The sequence below is a fragment of the Larkinella insperata genome, assembly GCF_026248825.1.
Lineage (GTDB): Bacteria > Bacteroidota > Bacteroidia > Cytophagales > Spirosomataceae > Larkinella > Larkinella insperata.
Map to the genome: position 1 here is coordinate 3,939,453 of NZ_CP110973.1, position 14,157 is coordinate 3,953,609.

11 protein-coding genes are annotated in these 14,157 nt (G+C 48.8%); 7 read left to right on the forward strand and 4 right to left on the reverse strand.

Annotated elements, in window-relative coordinates; translation table 11 throughout:
- Nucleotides 1–2 precede the first annotated feature (2 nt).
- The 7 genes from OQ371_RS15800 to OQ371_RS15830 all read left to right on the forward strand — a co-directional run bounded on the left by OQ371_RS15800 (nt 3) and on the right by OQ371_RS15830 (nt 10,150).
- Nucleotides 3–1,529 (forward strand): ATP-binding protein, encoded by a 1,527-nt coding sequence (locus OQ371_RS15800; RefSeq protein ID WP_265989067.1) that lies wholly within the window; start codon nt 3–5, stop codon nt 1,527–1,529.
- Between the two features lie 29 nt (nt 1,530–1,558).
- On the forward strand, nt 1,559–1,951 hold the full coding sequence (locus OQ371_RS15805) for an Hpt domain-containing protein (protein WP_265989068.1): 393 nt from the start codon (nt 1,559–1,561) through the stop codon (nt 1,949–1,951).
- A 311-nt stretch (nt 1,952–2,262) separates the two neighbouring features.
- Complete coding sequence (locus tag OQ371_RS15810; protein WP_265989069.1) at nt 2,263–2,697, forward strand: response regulator transcription factor; 435 nt, start codon at nt 2,263–2,265, stop codon at nt 2,695–2,697.
- Nucleotides 2,698–2,780: 83 nt separating this feature from the next.
- Nucleotides 2,781–3,887 carry a sugar transferase gene (locus OQ371_RS15815; RefSeq protein ID WP_265989071.1) on the forward strand — a complete coding sequence of 369 codons (1,107 nt, stop codon included), beginning with the start codon at nt 2,781–2,783 and terminating at the stop codon, nt 3,885–3,887.
- On the forward strand, nt 3,866–4,819 hold the full coding sequence (locus OQ371_RS15820; RefSeq protein ID WP_265989073.1) for a glycosyltransferase family 2 protein: 954 nt from the start codon (nt 3,866–3,868) through the stop codon (nt 4,817–4,819). Before OQ371_RS15815 ends, OQ371_RS15820 begins: the two co-directional genes overlap by 22 nt.
- Nucleotides 4,820–4,830: 11 nt before the next feature.
- Nucleotides 4,831–6,039, forward strand: a complete 1,209-nt coding sequence (locus OQ371_RS15825) for a glycosyltransferase family 2 protein (protein WP_265989075.1) — start codon at nt 4,831–4,833, stop codon at nt 6,037–6,039.
- Nucleotides 6,040–6,793: 754 nt separating this feature from the next.
- Nucleotides 6,794–10,150 carry a carbohydrate-binding protein gene (locus OQ371_RS15830; protein ID WP_265989076.1) on the forward strand — a complete coding sequence of 1,119 codons (3,357 nt, stop codon included), beginning with the start codon at nt 6,794–6,796 and terminating at the stop codon, nt 10,148–10,150.
- A 119-nt stretch (nt 10,151–10,269) separates the two neighbouring features.
- Here OQ371_RS15830 and OQ371_RS15835 read toward each other — a convergent pair whose 3' ends face one another.
- The 4 genes from OQ371_RS15835 to OQ371_RS15850 all read right to left on the reverse strand — a co-directional run bounded on the left by OQ371_RS15835 (nt 10,270) and on the right by OQ371_RS15850 (nt 14,154).
- Nucleotides 10,270–11,043 (reverse strand): glycosyltransferase family 2 protein, encoded by a 774-nt coding sequence (locus OQ371_RS15835; protein ID WP_265989078.1) that lies wholly within the window; start codon nt 11,041–11,043, stop codon nt 10,270–10,272.
- Nucleotides 11,044–11,091: 48 nt separating this feature from the next.
- The gene (locus tag OQ371_RS15840; RefSeq protein ID WP_265989080.1) at nt 11,092–11,877 is read right to left on the reverse strand and encodes a glycosyltransferase family 2 protein; all 786 of its coding nucleotides are present in this window, start codon (nt 11,875–11,877) and stop codon (nt 11,092–11,094) included.
- Nucleotides 11,878–11,921: 44 nt separating this feature from the next.
- Nucleotides 11,922–13,160, reverse strand: coding sequence for a T9SS type B sorting domain-containing protein (locus OQ371_RS15845; RefSeq protein ID WP_265989082.1), 1,239 nt, complete (start codon nt 13,158–13,160; stop codon nt 11,922–11,924).
- A gap of 88 nt (nt 13,161–13,248) precedes the next feature.
- A complete protein-coding gene (locus OQ371_RS15850) occupies nt 13,249–14,154 on the reverse strand; it encodes a glycosyltransferase family 2 protein (RefSeq protein ID WP_265989083.1) in 906 nt (301 codons plus the stop codon).
- Nucleotides 14,155–14,157 lie beyond the last annotated feature (3 nt).

Here is a 14,157-nt window from a genome sequence, read left to right on the forward strand (position 1 = left end):
CGATGGACGCAAATAATCTGCACAAGCTGCTGGCCCGGCAAATCAATAAACACCTGACGGAAGAATGCCTGCAACACGATCGCTTTCAACAGTTTCTGAAGGCTGTTAATGACTCCTATCAAAACTTCGATCGGGACAAAGAACTGTTTGAGCATTCGTCGTTTCTGAACGAACGGGAGTACGCCAACATCAATCAGAAGTTGAAGGAAGAGATCAGCCAGCGCCGGCAGTCGGAAGAAAAGCTGATTGAAGCCATTCAATCCCTGAAAACACCTGAAGGCGACGAAATACCGGAGTTTGGGCCGGAAAATCTCGTTACGCTGGTTGATTTTCTACAGCGGCAAATCGGACACCGCAAGCAGATCGAACAGGAGTTGCGGACGGCCAAGGAAATTGCCGAAAACGCCACGCTGGCCAAGTCGGAGTTCTTATCGATGATGAGCCACGAAATCCGGACGCCCCTCAACGGTATCGTCGGCATGACGTACCTGATGAGTCAGGAGGAAGTACCGCCCGGCCTGTCCGAGAACCTTAAAACGCTGCAATTTTCGATTGAACACCTGCAGGCGCTGATCAATGATATTTTGGATTTTAGCAAGATCGAAGCCGGGAAAGTTGAGCTGGAAGAAACTAACTTCGATTTCAAGCATCTGGTATCCAACATCAAACGGGCGCACCAGTTCAAGGCGGAGGAAAGCGGAACACGCATCAAACTAATGATCGACGACGACATTCCGGATATTCTTATGGGCGATTCGTTGCGGATCGGTCAGGTTCTGTCCAATCTGGTTTCGAATGCCATCAAATTTACCAAACAGGGGACCGTTACCATCGAGCTGTCGCTCCTGAAAAAGGATGACGAGGTGGCCTCCATGTATGTTTCGGTGCAGGATACGGGAATCGGGATTGCACCCGAAAAGCAGCAGGCCATTTTCGAGATGTTTACGCAAGCCAACTCGGCCACAACCCGAAAATTTGGCGGGACCGGACTCGGGCTCGTTATAACCAAACGTCTGCTGGAATTGCACGGCAGCACAATTGAGGTGGAAAGCCAGGAGGGAAAAGGCGCTAAATTCTTTTTCACGCTTGACCTGCGCATTGGTTACGCTGTCAAACAAACTTACAACCTGCCCACCGACACCATCAACGACCAGACGCTGAAGGGCATCCGGGTATTGCTCGTCGAGGATTATCCGGTCAATGTAAAAGTGGCGTTGAAGTTTCTGAGTCGGTGGGGCGTCTCGGTGGACGTTGCGGAGAACGGTTTGATTGGGCTGGAAAAATTCCTGGCCGGTTCCTACGACTTGATTTTGATGGACCTCCAGATGCCGGTTATGGACGGCTACACGTCGACGCAGCAAATTCGGGAAACCGATTCACAAATTCCGGTGATTGCCCTTACCGCTTCGGCCACGTACAGCAACCGCGACCGGGCCATCAGCGCCGGGATCAATGATTATGTTACAAAGCCGTTCAATCCCAACGACTTATTTCACAAGATAGCCAAACATTGTCAACGGCTGAATTGAAACCAATCCAAAACGAACTTGCATATCGTATGTCTATACTTACTGGCAGTAGGCCCCCTTCCACGGATACAATACCTGATAAGCTGGATCAAAAACGTTTGCTGCAACTTTATGCGGATGATACCGACATGCTAATCACCCACATCGAGTTGTTTCTGGGTGAAGTAATTCCGCAATTTCAGGAACTCGAAGAGCGGATTCATCTTATGGACTGGGCGGGGGTAAGGTCCCTGACCCATCAACTCAGGCCGTGGTTGAGCATGGTGGGCTTGACCGATCTGGAAAATAAATTATGGGAGATGGAAAGGATTGCCGGAAACCGTCCGGATCGCGAAACTCTGCTGGCGCTGTGGGGTACCTTCAAAGAAAAATTGCGGCAGATGACACTTGTGCTGAATAGTGAATTAGAACGGATGAAGTAAGAGCAACTGGTTGGTTTTCGAAGATTTTGGCGCACCCCGCTGCTTTCTCAAAACTGCGGAAATGGGAATGCAGGTTGATTAAAGTTTTATTAAAAAAGTGACTTTTTCGATTAAAAAACGTCATTTTAGAGCAAAAAAGGCCAATTGTCAGACAAAATCTGTATGCGTGCTTAGTTTGTGTACGATTTTTGTTACTGATATCAATAGATTGTAAATGGTAATCGTTGCCCGGGGCGGAGGGGCGTGATGGGTTGAAGAAGAACAGCCACCAGCCATGAAGCGTGTTAATTTGATTGGAACAACCTACTTATATGGAAAATAAATACAGTGTTCTTGTTGTAGAAGATGATACGTACATCCGGAAGGTACTACGTCACACCTTGCAAACGGAGTTTGAAGTAACAACCTTGAATAACGGAATCGAAGCGATGGATTGGCTGGAAGCGGGCAATCCGGTTGATATTATCGTTACGGATCTGCAGATGCCATACCTAAGCGGCCAGGATTTGATTCGGACGATTCGCGCCAGTTCGCTGTTGCGCCAGGTTCCCATCATTGTCTTGTCCACGTTTACGGATAGCGCCACTAAAATTGCCTGCCTGGAACAAGGGGCCGACGATTATATGATCAAGCCTTTTAATCCGCTCGAAGTGAGAGCGAAAATTAATGCGATCCTGCGCCGGACGAGCGACAAGAACGGTGCCGTTTATTCAGCACCCATGCCTAAAAACAGGCCAGCTTTTTGATATTTTAGCTTACCATCCTTATGCTAGCGGAATTGGCAAACGGAACTGCCTTTCGAGTTTTATACGTCGAAGATAACCCTCAGATGGCCGCGGATTTTAATCAGGCGTTCGGTGAAACCGCGTCGATTACCGTGGTGAGCAGTCTGAAAGAAGCTCTTTTTTACCTGGAAACCGAACCTGATATCGATCTGGTGGTTTTCAACGACCGGTTGAACAGTACGTCGTTTCTGAACGCTGTTCGGAACAATCCGAACAGCGGGAAAATCTCGACCATTCTGCTAACCGACGATCCCAGCATTGACCTGCAATCAGAACCGTTTCGGGGGCGCGTGATCGATGTATTTCGCTACGGGTATTCCGAGGAAGCTTTACAAACGCGGTTGTCGTATCTGATTCGCAAAAAGCAGTACGCCGAAACGGGCGGTAACGCCGAGAAAAGCGTTCAAGTTCGGATGCCAATCTGGAAACGGATTTTCGACTTTACGGGTGCTTTTATTTTGCTCCTGATCCTGTCACCCATTTTGCTGGTGGTTGCCATTTTAGTAAAACTCGATTCAAAAGGGCCTATTTTTTACGGTTCTAAGCGGGTTGGAATGGGGTATAAAGTATTCAGTATGTACAAATTCCGGACGATGCGAACCGATGCGGACAAGATGCTCTCCAGCATGTCGTCACTGAATATGTACAACACGAAAAAGGTGGATGAACCGGTAGATGCGCTATGTGAAGCGTGCCGATTGGCTGGAACGGGTTGTCAGCGGCCTCTTTTTCTGGATGATAAGCAAGTCTGTGAAGATGTCCATTTCCGTACCGAGAAAGCGAAAGCCATGTTCTCGAAGTTTAAGGAAGATCCTCGCGTAACCCGGCTGGGCAAGTTTCTGCGCAACACCAGCATCGACGAGCTGCCGCAGTTTTATAACATTTTACGGGGCGATATGTCCTTCGTTGGCAACCGGCCTCTGCCGCCTTACGAAGCCGAAAAGTTAACCGCGGCTGGTTACGCCCGCCGGTTTGCGGCTCCGGCCGGGCTGACGGGACTCTGGCAGGTGACCAAGCGGGGCGGGGCGGCTGTTTCGGATCAGGAACGCATCCAGCTTGATGTGCTTTATGCTAAGAAGTTCTCGTTCAAAACGGATTTAATGATTGTGATACGAACCCTAAAAGCGGTATGGCAGAAAGAGAACGTGTAGACAGCGTACCGTTGATTTCGCTGATCACCATCAACTACAACCAGGCTGCGGTTACCTGTGAACTTCTGGAATCGGTCCGGGGGTTGAACTACCCTCGTTATGAGGTTATTGTGGTCGATAATGCTTCGGTTGAAGATCCAACTGAGCGCATTGCAAGGGGAAATTATCCGAATGTTAAGGTTATCGTTAGTCCGGAAAATCTCGGCTTTTCGGGCGGCAATAACCTCGGTATGAAACACGCTCAGGGCGATTATTTCTTTTTCCTGAACAACGATACGGAGGTGACACCGAACTTGCTGAACGAACTGCTGAAACCGTTCAAAGCCAACCCCCGGGTTGGAATCGTATGTCCCAAAATCCGGTTTTACTTTCATCCGACAATTATTCAATATGCGGGCTATCACCCTCTGAGTCTGTATACCGGTCGTACCTGGTCAATTGGGCTGGGCGAAACCGATCGGGGACAGTATGATCAGGGCGGCCCGACGGATTTTGCCCACGGTGCGGCCATGATGGCTAGCCGCCGGGCTGTTGAGGAAGGAGGGGATATGGATGAATCGTTCTTTCTATACTACGAAGAACTGGACTGGTCAATGCAGATTCAGCGGGCTGGGTTCCAGATTTACTACCAGCCGTCGGCCCTGATTTATCATAAAGAGTCGATCAGCGTTGGTAAGGCCAGTCCGATGAAAGTTTATTACCTGACGCGCAACCGCTTGCTATTCATGCGAAGAAATGTCGGTGGTTTTCCGTTGTATGTTTTCATCCTGTATTATTTCTGTTTTGCCCTGACCAAAGCGGCTCTTGTGTATGCGGTGAAAGGGCAGATTGCGTACCTCAAATCTTTAACTAGGGCCATCTCCTGGCATTTCAAAAATAAAATTCGCCGGCCTGCAAAAGCCGTTCTCCCGCCCGTCGTTGCGATTTCTTAACGAACCTATTTATGGAAACCTTTCTGGCTGTCTGCATTGGGCTAGTGTTGTATACGTATATTGGATACGGTATTCTGGTTTGGCTGCTCGTTCGCATTCGCGGACGGCGGCCTGTGCTGGAAGTGGACCCGGCTTTCAGCCCGGAAGTAACGCTGATCATTCCGGCGTACAACGAGCGGCTGTGCCTGGCCGAAAAAGTGGCCAACTCCTTTGCCCAGCATTATCCCGCCGATAAAATCAAGTTTCTGTTCGTTACGGAAGGGTCAACGGATGGTTCATCCGACTTTCTGCGTGCGACTTACGGCTCCAGAATTGCGCTATTGGAAGGAACTGAACGTCGGGGAAAAGTGGCCGCGATGAACCGCGCCATGCAGCAGGTTGCTACACCGATCGCGATTTTTACGGACGCCAACACCATTCTCAATCGCGAGGCCGTTCAGAATCTGGTGCGCCATTTTCAGGACCCGAAGGTCGGTGCGGTAGCGGGCGAAAAACGGATTCTGACCAACGATAGCGAATCAGCAGCTGGTTCGGGGGAAGGGCTTTACTGGAAGTATGAATCGTTCCTGAAGCGGATGGACTCGGACCTTCACACCATTGTCGGGGCGGCTGGCGAACTTTTCGCCGTCCGGACCGACTTGTATGAGCCCGTCGAAACGGATACGATCCTGGACGATTTTATTATCTCGCTGCGCATCGCCGGCCGGGGATTCCGCGTTGCTTATGAACCGGATGCGTATGCGATGGAACGGCCTTCCTTCTCGATAATCGACGAACAGAAGCGCAAAATTCGCATTTCGGCCGGGGGCTTTCAGTCCATTGTCCGGCTGAGCTATCTGTTGAACGTTTTTCGTTACGGCTGGCTGACCTTTGAGTATGTTTCTCACCGGGTTATGCGTTGGGCTGTGGCCCCCCCCTGTTTACCGTTAATTTTTCTGGCTAACGGCTGGCTGGCGGTTCGGGAGTGGTTAAATGGTTCGGCAGGCGGGTATGGCTGGACGAGTTTATTTAGCCTTCAATGTTTATTTTACGCGGCTGCCTGGCTAGGATACCGGTTGGAAAAGCAAAATCTGCGCTGGAAACTTCTGTTTGTGCCATTTTACTTCACCTTCATGAACGTTTGCGCACTGGCCGGACTAGTACGTTATCTGAAAGGAAATCAGTCGGGAACTTGGGAAAAAGTTCGCCGGGCGGGTGAAGTTGAATTTAAAGCGCCGTAATTGGGGATTGTGCTTATTCTTCTAAAATATATTTTATAATTTTCTTTATCGTGTTTATATAATCTGATTAGAAGCCTATTACTACAAAGGTTTTTACCTACGCCAATAAGGAATATATAGCAGTTTAGACTGTTGCCTTCAAATCTTAAAAGTTTCATTTGTTTCTCTTAAATAGCCTCTTTAAAACCGGTTCATTTTCAACTAACCGCTAGATTGTTTTGTCTGATAAAACGGTTCCGGTGAAATGTAGCTTGTAGCCTTCTCTTCTGTTGACTGCGTTACAGCCTTGAATTGATTTTTTGTTTAAAGTATTGAAAAAGAGTATTCAAGCTGCGTTCTTCCTATCTCTTGAATCCGGTAGCGCGTAGGAGGTTCTGGTTTAGTAAGAATAACTGGCTGTGCGCAGAAAGAATTTAAGAGTCGTAAAAAAATATTTTTTAAGGTGCGCAAAAATATTTTCATATTCTGTGACCGTTTTTTATCCAAAAAATCGAATTAATGTGTATTTATCAAGTCTGATTACTTATTAATTGCAGAAATAATTTCATATTTTTTGATAATGTCTGGCAATTGCGTTTACTAACTTATTGGTACTAAATCGTTGATTGTAAGATATATTTGATTGCAAATGCGTTAGTTATTTAGTCCCCGTTTTCTCTCTTTCCCTATAAATTAGTTAGCTGTTATGCCCAAATTAAATTTCATCGCTATGAAAAAAAGTATATTGTTTTTGTTCTGTTTTTTTACATCCGTAATGCTTTTTGCTCAGGCTGAATACCAGCTTGTCCCGGCAAAGATTGAAGCGGAAAGCTTCTCGGGAATGAGTGGTGTTCAAACCGAATCTACGTCGGATGTCGATGGCGGACTTAACGTAGGATGGATTGAAACGGGCGACTGGATGAATTACAAAATAAACGTGCCAACGTCGGGTTTATACACCTTAAGTTTTCGACTGGCCACCTGGCAATCCGATGGACAACTCGAGATCCGCAATGCCGCCGGGACGGTGCTGGCTACGGTAAATGTGCCTCAGTCGGGCGGTTGGCAAAACTGGGAGACTGCCAGTGCGACCATCTCGCTCCCGGCGGGTAACCAGGTTCTGCAAATCTACGATAAGCAGGGCGGCTGGAATTTCAACTGGTTCGACATGACGTCCCGAAACGTTCCCGTTAAGGTTCAGGCCGAATATTACGAAAACATGAGTGGGGTTCAGTCGCAGACTTCAATGGATGCCGGTGGCGGTTTCAACGTGGGGTGGATTGAGTCCGGCGACTGGATGGACTATAAGATTAAGGTGCCTACAGCCGGTTCCTATGCAATCAATTTCCGCGTGGCGAAGCAGTATGGTGACGGAAAAATCGAAGTGAAAAATGCTTCCGGCACCGTCCTGACTACAATTGACGTGCCCATCACAGACAACTGGCAAAATTGGACGACGATCAGCGGAACCGTTACGTTACCCGCCGGTATTCAGACGTTACGGGTTTACGCACTTATTGGCGACTGGAACTTTAACTGGTTTGAAGTTAAGGCTGCTACACCCACTACCGTAGGCACGTCGGTCATCACTTTCGATGCTTTACCCAACAAAACCCTTGGAGAAGCGCCTTTTAATCTGGTAGCCAGCAGCAACAACACCCAGACGCCTATCACATTCTCTTCGTCTAACTCTTCCGTCATTTCCGTATCCAACTCAACCGGTGTGTGGAAAGCAACCGTTGTGGGTATAGGGACAGCCACTATAACGGCTTCCCAGGCAGCGAACGCCAACTTCAGCGCGGCCGAAAACGTAACGCGGTCGGTGTCGGTTTATCCCGCTTTGATGGGTACCAAAATTCCGATTGAAGGCAAACGCTGGTACCAGCTTAACAACGTTGCCAACGGGTTAGAGGGGTTATTCGATGGAAATACCGCTGCGGAAGTGAATACGGGTTACGGCAAGATGTTCAACAACTTTGATGCGTACTATCCGCTGCAGCCGGGCGAAACCATGACCATCGAAAGCATTCGGTTTTTTGACGGCGCCGGAACGATGGTGGATAACCCGGTTACATTGTCGATTATTACCGATCAGTGGGAGCGCATCCCCATCGCTACCTTTACCGGGCAGGAATACAATACCTGGGTGGGACCTTATCCGAACCGGCCTATTACCGGCGACGCCCGCTTCCAGCTGGATGTTCCCATCAGCAACGCCCGGTATCTGGTGCTGAATGCCTGGTGGAACTACCCGACAGAAATAGAATTTTACGGTGATTACACGCCTACTACAGTTCCGAATACGCCCATTCCGCAGAAGTCAGTGCCGTTGAAAAACTTCCTGGGTGTGAATGCATTCGAGTGGGATTTTCTGGATGGCCGGATTCCGGATGTCATTGATGAAACCCGTATGAATGCTGTTAAAACGTTCCAGGGAGTTCGTCACTACATCGACTGGGAAAAGCTGGAAGCCAGCGAAGGGAAGTATACTTACAACCCAACTCACAGCGGGGGCTGGAATTATGACGCGATCTACGAACGCTGCAAAGCCGAGGGAATCGAAGTGCTGGCTTGCTTGAAAACCCTGCCGAACTGGATGCTGGCGACCTATCCGGAAGACCAGCGGGATACGGAAAACGTACCCGTTCGGTACGGCAGCGACTTCAGCCTGCCCGCTTCTTATATCGATCAGGCGCGGGTCGCTTTCCAATACGTTGCCCGGTATGGGTACAATACCAATGTCAATCCGGCGCTGGTTAGTGTTAACCCGGCCCAACGCTGGACCGGCGACGGCATTAATACCGTTAAGATTGGAATGGGCCTGATCAAGTACATTGAATGCGACAACGAGCGGGATAAGTGGTGGAAAGGCCGGAAAGCTTACCAGACCGCCCGCGAGTATGCCGCCAACCTGTCGGCTTTCTACGATGGTCATAAAAACACGATGGGCCCCGGTATCGGTGTGAAAAATGCTGATCCGAACATTAAAGTGGTTATCGGTGGTTTGGCATCGGCCTACGCGGGTCCCGATTACCTGCAGGGCATGATCGACTGGTGTAAGCAGTACCGTGGTTACAAACCCGACGGAACCGTCAATCTGTGCTGGGATGTGATCAACTACCACCTGTATCCCGATAATTCTAACTCGTCGCAGAGCGGTATGTCGAGCCGGGGTGCCGCGCCGGAAGTTTCATCAGCGGTTGATGTGGTAAAGGACTTTGTGGAAGCCGCTCACCGGTATTCATACGATATGCCGGTCTGGATTACCGAAACCGGGTATGATGCCAACCAGGGCAGCCCGTTGAAAGCCATCCCGATTGGCAACAAAAATGAATACCAGACCCAGGCTGACTGGATTTTACGGACGGCGTTGTTTTACGCTCGCTCGGGTGTTGAACGGGTTTTCTTCTACCAGATGTACGATGATAACTTTATGAACCCAACGCAATTTGGTTCATCCGGTCTGATCAATCAGAACTTTACCCGTAAGCCAGCCGCTGACTTTATTTTCCAGACCAACAAGATTCTTGGAAAATACACCTATAAAGAAACGATCAATACCAACCCGATTGTCGATCGCTACGAGTATCAGGGTAAGTCGGCGTATGTGCTGGTGGTGCCTGATGAAGTGGGCCGGACGGCGCAGTACACCCTGAATTTGGGAACGGCGGCTTACGCCAAGGTATATACGCCCAAAATGGCCAGTGACACGGCCGACATGCAGAAGCTCAACACCTCGGCCGGCAAGCTGACGCTGACGGTTACCGAAACGCCGATGTTTGTGATTGCATCCGATCAGTTGGTTACGTCATCCAATTCAACGACGGCAACGGCCCGGCTGTCGTCGGTCGAGGCACCGGTTAAATCCCTCGATGCATCCATTCGGGTATTTCCTAACCCGACGGCCGATTATGTTACTATTGATTTCGAAAGCAATAGTAATGAGCCGGTGGAAATCAATCTGTTCAACGTTAGCCACGGAACGCAGCACAAGCGTATCAAGTCCCAGAAGACTGCTACGATGTATTCACGGAAGATTAATATGACCGCGCTTCCAGCCGGGTTGTATGTTGTTGAAGTGAAGCAGGGGTTGGAGCGGGTCGTACGGAAAGTGATAAAAGCCGACAAATAGATGAATAGGCAATTCATCAAAAAAGGCTGGCAACGTTAACGTTGCCAGCCTTTTTTGATGAATTGCGATTGTAAGCCGCCCTATTTTATTTCCATTGAGCAGTCCGTTATCGCTCCAGATTAAAAATTCAAATCAAAGTTGTATTTAATCTGCCGGTACAAGGCACGTCCCCAGACAACAAAGAAATTGCTGTCCTGATGGCGCCAGTTACTACGGGTTACCGTGCTGGGTTCATTCTCCGAGTTTTTCTGTTCGAACATCGCGTTGAAGTCCGTCAGGAATAAGCCTTTTCCGTTGTTTTTAATGAAGGAGACGCACATCCGATACTCCGTTTTGTCGGACTTTATTCCTTCCACATACCGACCGAATTTATCTAAAAAATTGCTGCGTCTTAAATGCGGATGGTCGCTATAATAATAAATCTTTGTATAATCGCCGTACCAGGGTTTATACAACATTTTTGAAAAGCCATTTTTGTAGGGCTTTAAATACGGATAGGAGAAGTAAGCGTAAAACCGCACAATGTCCAGTTGCTTATCGTCATTCATCATGTCCAGTGCATTTTTAAAATGCGTTGCAAAGGCTGGTTTGGGAATGAAGTCTTCCTGGACGTATAGCGTATAAGGTGTCTTTACGGCCTCCTGCCCTTTGTTGAGGTTGTTGGCCAAGCCCCTGTTTTTCGGTGTAGTAATCAACCGAAAGTTATACTCGGATTCCAACTTTCGAAGGACGTTTAAATGTTCAGGTTTGCTGCCATCATCCGAAACAACAACGTCGTCAAACGTGCAGTTTAATTCCTTAAACGTTTTCAATAAACGCTCCAATGAACTGCTGCGATTATAATGGGTTACCAGGAGGGTAACACCCGGAAAATGCGTAGATGAAGAGCTCATAAGATGTAATCGAAACAATACAAATTAGTCGGAGATAGGGGTGATGGGTTAATCTTTCAGGGTCGCTAGTTCGAATGTATTTTTAAGCAAACGGTATTTTAAATACCACCAGCGTAAGAACAGAAAAGCTGGATTACTGCTTTCCCGCCAGTCGGCCCGATTTAAGGTACTGGGTTCTGAATTTGAGTTCTTCTGATCGAACATGGTTGTTAATTCATTGAAGAAGAGTCCTTTTCCCTTCTTCTGAATGACAGAAAGACACATTTTATACTCTGTCTTGTCCGAATGGATTCCCTCTGCATAACGCCCGAACTTCTGCAGGAAGTTGCTCCGCCTTAGATGGGGGTGATCGCTGTAGAAATAGAACTTCAAATGATTGGAGTACCAGGGCGAATGTTTATAGACCATCCGCGAAAATCCTCTTCCGTAAGGCTCCAGGTAGGGATACGGGAAGTACGCATAAAATCGAATGAGATCCAGGTCTTTCTCCTGGTTCATGAAATCAAGGGCATCTTTAAAATGCGTTGCAAACGCTGGCTGGGGTACAAAGTCTTCCTGCACGTACAGTGTATACGGAGTTTTAACGGCGTCCTGACCTTTGTTAATGTTATTGCCTAAGCCTTTGTTCTTTGGCGTCGTAATGAGTTGAAAACCGTACTTCTTGTTTAACGCCTTGATGGCGTTTAAGTGCTCGGGTTTGCTGCCATCGTCCGAGACGACAATATCATCGAAACGGCAATTTAATTCACTAAATGTCTGTAATAACCGTTCCAGAGAACCGCTTCGATTATAATGCGTAACCAGTAAGGTTACACCCGGGAAATAGTTTTCCATTGTTGAATAAGTTAATGCACATTTGTCGTACAACCGTTCCAGCGTCAACGCATCAACAACACCTGCCCGGTTTTAATCAATGCTTTGTTAGCCGTATTGGTGTTGTTAGATGTATAGTTAATCTTCCAGTGATAAATGCCTTCCTGACAGGGTTTTCCCAGGTAAGTTCCATCCCAACGGGCACCATTCGTATCTGTTATAAAAATGACACTTCCCCACCGATTGAATATGCGGAGTTCAAACGTAATTGTTTCGTCGTGGTAGATGTCCAGAACATCGTTTACCTGATCGTGATTGGGCGTAAAAGCATCAGGAACGTAAATCCAGGGTTCCCGGCATTCGCCAGGAGGACGGACCGTTATCGTTACGGTGTTAGAAACCGAAAAGCAGTGTCCCGCTTGGTTATCCGGTAAGTTAGGATGCTGCGTGCATACCAATCGGTAATACCGTTGCTCCTTACCGACTGCTTTCAGCAAGTACGTATTCTGGGTGGCGTTGGCAATATGTTGCCAGCTTAAACCATCGCTGCTCTCCTGCCACTGGTAAACCGGCTGACTATAACCGGAGCCAAGATCTGATTTAATCAGGTAAGTAGTATTCTCGCAAATCTCCAGGTTCGCGCTGGTATTTCCGTCGTAATAGATTTGCAGAACCGGATGACAGGGGCGGAATTGAATATCATCCAGGGCCAGATCGTTGCCGCAACCACCGGGACCATTATTGATGAGTTTGACAAAGACAGAACTTTCGTTTTCCGGCATTGTAAACAGAATAGCGTATCGAAGCCAGGTCGGTGAAGTAGACCGGCCTATCGTTCCTGTATTGATCGTTTTAATCACACTTCCATCCGCCCGTTGAATTCGCATGGTAATGTTGGGGTCGAGGGGAGTGGGTTCCAGGGCATTGCAGCCATTTTCTGGAATCGGATTCATTAAATTCAGCACCCAGACGGAAAATTCGTACGTGATTCCGCTGCATAATCCCGTTACGGAATGGCTATAAAACTCCCCCGCATCGTACGAAGCATTCACGACAAGCATGACCCCGTTCTGGTCACCGCTGGTGTGATCTTCCGTGAGCGTATGCCAGTTAGTACCGTAACAGTAAGAAGAGTTGGCCAGAATGTATTCACCGTCCGTGGGGCAGCGATCAGACACAAAACGGTAGGTAGTTTGACCCGGGGCCAACGGTTTAAAAACGTCGGTACCAAACGTTTCGTTGATGATGGCATCGCCTAAAACGCCCGTGCAGGATTGGGAGAAACCGGTGTTTAAAAGGCTCATAAAAAGCAATGTCAGCAGGATGGTTTTACGAACTGATACACATACCATCAACATTGCCCGCCCCATAATTATGAAACTTTTCTGAAAGTTAGGACGGGGTTGAACCGGACGCGGAAAAGGGCAACGTCAGCCCCCGGACCGCCTGCCAGACGCGCGTGGTGAAAGCCTTGCCGAGACTGCCGTCGGCCAGCAGTCGCCGGTCGCTCGTCCAGACCCGCGCGGCTGGATCGGTTACCCGAACCGTGCGGCCCTTGCCTTGCTGTTGCAGCGAGAGCGACATCCAGCCATCTTCACACTTGCCGGAAGGGGGTGGTTTGATGCCGGCGGCTACCAGCTCGGCAACCGACCCTTCACGGCCGCTATCCAGGGCAAAGCCGCCTACCGCAAGGGCGTCCGCCCGACGGAAAGCGAAATTGAAACCGTAGACGTTCATGAAGAGCTTGTCGCGGTTACGAATGCTGTTGACCAGTTGAGCTATTTTTTCGTATCCCATCAGCGCCAGCCGGGACGAGTTTTGGCTCGGCAAAAACGCGTACAAACCGTATGCGCAGGCAATCGCCGGATCGTGCAACGGCTTGGTGATGGCTTCAACCCAACCTGCCGGATAAAGACAGTCGGCATCGGCATTGGCCATGTAGATTCCACGGGCCGCTTCCAGACCGGCCTGGCGGGCAAAAGCCACACCGGGGCGTCGCTCAGTGATCGAGCGTACTCCGCACCGGTCAAGAAGCTCCTGGGTGCGATCCGCTGAGTTGTTGTTGACCACCAGAAGTTCTGTCGGTCGCGTCAGGTTCTGATCGGCCAGCGACGACAAGGTATGCAGTAAATTGGCTTCTTCGTTATACGCCGGAATGACAATGGAAACCTCCGGTTTTTCAACATTGAATTTGGCCAACCGTTTGCGTAAATCGTGCAGTTGTTCCGTGGCAAGGTTGTCCGGACGGTAAACAAATAAATGTTTAGAAAGCCAGTTGGGTAAGAGAAGATTGCTCACGGT

Coding starts and splice junctions, on each gene's coding strand:
- OQ371_RS15800 (WP_265989067.1), top strand. CDS start 3: ATGGACGCAAATAATCTGCACAAGCTGCTGGCCCGGCAAATCAATAAA.
- OQ371_RS15805 (WP_265989068.1), top strand. CDS start 1,559: ATGTCTATACTTACTGGCAGTAGGCCCCCTTCCACGGATACAATACCT.
- OQ371_RS15810 (WP_265989069.1), top strand. CDS start 2,263: ATGGAAAATAAATACAGTGTTCTTGTTGTAGAAGATGATACGTACATC.
- OQ371_RS15815 (WP_265989071.1), top strand. CDS start 2,781: ATGGCCGCGGATTTTAATCAGGCGTTCGGTGAAACCGCGTCGATTACC.
- OQ371_RS15820 (WP_265989073.1), top strand. CDS start 3,866: ATGGCAGAAAGAGAACGTGTAGACAGCGTACCGTTGATTTCGCTGATC.
- OQ371_RS15825 (WP_265989075.1), top strand. CDS start 4,831: ATGGAAACCTTTCTGGCTGTCTGCATTGGGCTAGTGTTGTATACGTAT.
- OQ371_RS15830 (WP_265989076.1), top strand. CDS start 6,794: ATGCTTTTTGCTCAGGCTGAATACCAGCTTGTCCCGGCAAAGATTGAA.
- OQ371_RS15835 (WP_265989078.1), bottom strand. CDS start 11,043: ATGAGCTCTTCATCTACGCATTTTCCGGGTGTTACCCTCCTGGTAACC.
- OQ371_RS15840 (WP_265989080.1), bottom strand. CDS start 11,877: ATGGAAAACTATTTCCCGGGTGTAACCTTACTGGTTACGCATTATAAT.
- OQ371_RS15845 (WP_265989082.1), bottom strand. CDS start 13,160: ATGAGCCTTTTAAACACCGGTTTCTCCCAATCCTGCACGGGCGTTTTA.